The following is a 3,187-nucleotide window of genomic DNA, read 5'->3' as shown; positions in this document are numbered from 1 at the left end:
GGTCACCCTGTCGAGCGAGCCACATCCCGCTCCGGTCCATCCTGTGATTCCCATTCTCACACCGAACGTACCACGTTCACTCGTTAGTCTTCGCTGGACTGCTTCAGTTCCATCAGCCGCTGGTTGTAGGCGGCGATGGTTTCTTTCCGTCGCAGCATGCCCAGAAAGACACCCGGACGCTCGGGATCCAGGACCGGCAATTCGTCCAGGTTGTGCGACGTGAAGCGGCGCAGCGCGGTGTTGAGATCGTCTTCGGGCGTCAGGTACAGAAAGTTGTCCACCATGATGTCGCGGGCGACCGCCAGGTTCCACAGCGTGTCGTCGTACAAGTAGGCGCGGACATCGTCGTCGCTGAAGATGCCGACCATCTTTTGATCGGCGTCGACGACGGGAAAGTAATCTTGGTTGGTGTAGGCCAATCGATGCACGATGCTATCGAGCGTCATGCCTTCGGGAATCAAGATCAGCTTGCGGTCTTTTTGATACAGGTCGCCGACGATCAATCCTTCCAGCACGTCGACGATGAAGTCACCGCGGTGGGCCATCGATTCCATCCGAGTCGCGGGCTGGTTGCGATAGAGTCGGAAGTGTTGGCTGAACATGAACGTCAGCGTGGAAACCAACATCGTCGGCAGCAGCAGCCCATAATCGCCGGTCAGCGCACGGACCATGATGATGGTCGAGATGGGAGCCCGCGCGATGCCGGAAAAGAACCCGGCCATGCCGACCACGGCAAAGGCTTCGGGTTCACTGAACAGTTCCGGCCAGAATCGCTGAAGGGTCAGACCGACGGCCGCCCCGGTGCAACCGCCGATCACCATCGAGGGCCCAAAAACCCCGCCGGAGCCACCCGAACCGATCGTCAGCGCGGTGGTCAAGATCTTCGCCATCGCGACCAGCAGGACACAAGCGATGCCCAACTGGTCGGCCGTCGTCAACGCGATTTGCAGCACCCCATAACCGGTGCCCAAGGAACCGAGCAGATTGAGATCACGATCGAACCAGTGGTACAGGCTGACGCCGAAGATTCCCGCCAGGGTCGCGCCGATGGCCGGACGGACGTGCGGGATGATCGGCAATCGCCCGAACGCCGCCTGGCTGGCGAACAGGGTTTTGACGTAAACCGCCCCGACCACGAACAACACCACCGCCAGCACCACATAGGCGGGCAACTGCAACGGCGAAACGAAGGTGTGTTCCAAGTCGGCGCCGAACAACGGAATGAAACGCGATTGGACCGGCACGGATTGGACATAGACGCTGTAGGCGATCACCGAAGCGGTCGCCGCAGGGACAATCACGTCGGCTTCCAGATCGGCATCGCTGTAGAGGATTTCACCGGCGAACACGGCGCCGGCCAATGGCGCACGAAAGATCGCCCCGATGCCCGCGCCCATCCCGGCGGCCAACAGGACGCGGCGTTCACGGTTGGAAAGTTTTAATCGCGTCGCCAACCAGGAACCGAACCCGGCCCCGATCAGCGCGATCGGTCCTTCTCGACCACCCGATCCGCCGGTCCCCAACGTGATTGCCGAGGCGAGCGTCTTGATGAACGGGATCCGCGCGCGAATCTTGCCCCGTTTGTTGTGAAACGCGTCGATGGCGGCATCCGTCCCGGCACCCTCCGCTTCGGGGGCAAACGCGTAAACCAGCGTCCCCGACAGCAAACCGCCGACGGCCATCACGACGACGATCATCCAAGGCGAAAAGAAATCCGAGCGGTGTTCAAATCGGTTGTGTTCTCCGGCCGCATCGAGCGGTTGATAGCCGGCGAACTCGGTCAGGGAATAACGGACGACGAACTGGCCGAGCACATCGAACGCGATCGCGCCGAGCCCCGCGACGAAGCCGATCAACGACGCCAGCAAGATCCATTTTCCCAGCGAATGCAGCTCAAAACGCTTTAGCAATTTCTGCAGACGTTTCACTTGAAAGCGTTTTCCCAAAGCGAATGGCGAGTCGGAGGCGATCCGAGCCGAATCAATCGTGGGCGACCACCTCGGCTCGTGCCATATCGTCGGGCATAAAATCGTCCGCGCGAAGGACCTCGACATTCTCCACACAGATCGTGATCGAATGTCGGTCCACAAATTCACGCCGCAGCATGTCCAGCATCGCTTCGCAAACGGCGGCGGACACCACCAATTCCAACCGCACCTGATCCTGCCTGGACAATCCCGTCTGCAGACCGTGCCGCCCCGCTCCGCGGCAGGGGATCGCGGTGTAACCACAGGCCCCACAGGCGATGAATTGTTCGATCAACGTGTCTTCGAGGGACTCCGACGCCGTCACCGTGACCCGTCGCATTCGCGGCAGACTGCGTTTTCTCGCCGCGTGCGGATTGTCGGCAAGCGGTTTCAGAAAATCTAACCCGCGGACCTCGAATCGTAGGCCTTCCTGCTCAAAATCCCGCTCCAGTTCGACCAGCTTTTCCATCACGCTGTGGTCGACCAGTTTGGCGTCGGACAGATCCACGATCAGGTTGCGGCGCTGGACCAAACCGACGTCTTCGATCTGCCGCTTGAAGGGAATCCAATTGCTGAAGACCGCTGATTGGCGGGCGATGATCCGGCTGGTTTGCGCATCGACCTCTTCGACTTCCAGATAGGGTTTGAAGAGCGATCCCAGCGGGACGCCGTTGGAGACATGGATGATGATCTTGAGCAGGATGCCGGCGGCCACCCCGATCAACAGATCCGTCGCCAACACCATGAACATCGTCGTGACAAAGATCGCCAACTGCTCTTTGCCGATCCGCCAGACGTGCACGAACTCCGCCGGGTGGGCCAAGCGGTACCCGGTGTAGACGAGCATCGCCGCCAGGGCCGCCAGCGGGATCCGGTGCAGCACGGTGGGAATCAACGCGACGCAGCAGAGCAGAAAAATGCCGTGCCAGAAATCGGCGAACCGCGTCCGGGCGCCGTTGTCGATGTTGGCTTTGGAACGCACGATTTCGGAAATCATCGGCAATCCGCCGATGCTCGCCGCACACAGGTTGGCCGCACCGACGGCGACAATATCACGGTCCATGTTGGTTTTGCGTTTCCAGGGATCCAACAGATCGATCGCTTTGGCGCTGAGCAACGATTCCAAACTGCCGATGATGAAGAACATCATCGCCCACTTCCAGGCTTTGAATTGTGACAGCGCCGAGAAGTCGGGCAGCGTGATGTCGTCGAACATCCCG

Annotated in this window: 2 protein-coding genes; both read right to left on the bottom strand. The window is 60.3% G+C overall.

All coding sequences use genetic code 11. The features are described 5' to 3' along the window. Positions 1-83 precede the first annotated feature (83 nt). Positions 84-1,928 (bottom strand): chloride channel protein, encoded by a 1,845-nt coding sequence (locus ABX749_RS27280; RefSeq protein ID WP_372898807.1) that lies wholly within the window; start codon positions 1,926-1,928, stop codon positions 84-86. 52 nt (positions 1,929-1,980) lie between these two features. After that, positions 1,981-3,187, bottom strand: a 1,207-nt coding sequence (locus tag ABX749_RS27275; protein ID WP_372898806.1) for a SulP family inorganic anion transporter, incomplete at its 5' end; no start/stop codon positions are given.

It is taken from the genome of Stieleria sp., assembly GCF_041595215.1.
In the GTDB taxonomy this organism is placed as follows: Bacteria; Planctomycetota; Planctomycetia; order Pirellulales; family Pirellulaceae; genus Stieleria; species Stieleria magnilauensis.
The sequence above is the reverse complement of the archived record's forward strand: the minus strand, read 5'-3'. Positions and strand labels throughout refer to the sequence as shown.